This window comes from Azospirillum sp. B506, from assembly GCF_000333595.1.
Lineage (GTDB): Bacteria > Pseudomonadota > Alphaproteobacteria > Azospirillales > Azospirillaceae > Azospirillum.
The window spans coordinates 1-912 of sequence record NZ_BADK01000292.1 but is presented as its reverse complement, the minus strand read 5'-3'; the positions used below and the strand labels follow the sequence as shown (position 1 = coordinate 912).

The following is a 912-nucleotide window of genomic DNA, read 5'->3' as shown; positions in this document are numbered from 1 at the left end:
GCCGGCGGCTGACCCCGGTGGCGACCGACCGGTCCAATCTGGCCGGCACCCGTGGCGCGGGCGGCATGNCCAAGGAGCAGAAGGTGCGCGACCCGTACGAAACGGCGCCGGACGGCAACAACGTCGTCCTGGAAGACCAGATGATGCGGATGAGCCAGAGTTCGATGGATTACCAGACCATCACCAACCTGTATAAGAAGCAGGTGGCGATGATCAAGTCGGCGATCCGCTCGGGCAGTTGAGGCCAACCGGCCGGCAAGCTGTTCCGGCTGGGGTTTTGAGGAGGCGGTGCGATGGATCTCTACAAGTCGATGGCGGTTTCCGCCTCGGGCATGAAGGCGCAGGGCACGCGCCTGAAGGTCATTTCGGAGAATCTGGCCAACGCCAACACCACCGCCGAGACGCCGGGCGATCTGCCCTATCGCCGTAAGACGGTGATCTTCAAGAATGAACTGGACCGGGCGATGGACGTCGACAAGGTCCGCGTCGCCAAGGTCGATGTGGACAAAAGCGACTTCCAGCGCCGCTATGACCCATCGCACCCGTCGGCCGACGCCGACGGCTATGTGCTGCTGCCCAACGTCAACAGTGTGGTGGAGGCGATGGATATGCGCGAGGCCCAGCGCAGCTATGAAGCCAACCTGTCGGCCATCGACACCGCGCGGCAGATGCTGACGCGCACCATCGACATCCTGCGCACCTGACGCCCGCATCTCCCGCCGCCTTCAACCCTCCTGACGCACCGGAACCGCCGCCATGATCAATCCGCTGAACGCCGCCGCGGCCTATGCCACCACCGCCGCCAAGACGACCGGCCCCGGCATGGCCGCGCGCGACGGCGCGTCCTTCGGCGACGTGCTGGAACAGGCTGCCAAGGAGAGCATCGGCACGTTGAAGAAGAGCGAGGACATG

2 protein-coding genes are annotated in these 912 nt (G+C 65.0%); both read left to right on the top strand.

Going from position 1 to position 912, the window contains the following annotated elements; all coding sequences use genetic code 11:
• The coding region (locus I71_RS34895; protein ID WP_375731182.1) for a flagellar basal body rod protein FlgB at nt 1–242 on the top strand (242 nt) is incomplete at its 5' end.
• Between the two features lie 51 nt (nt 243–293).
• Nucleotides 294–704, top strand: coding sequence for a flagellar basal body rod protein FlgC (gene flgC / locus I71_RS09220; protein WP_042694115.1), 411 nt, complete (start codon nt 294–296; stop codon nt 702–704).
• Nucleotides 705–912 lie beyond the last annotated feature (208 nt).

Coding starts and splice junctions, on each gene's coding strand:
- flgC (WP_042694115.1), top strand. CDS start 294: ATGGATCTCTACAAGTCGATGGCGGTTTCCGCCTCGGGCATGAAGGCG.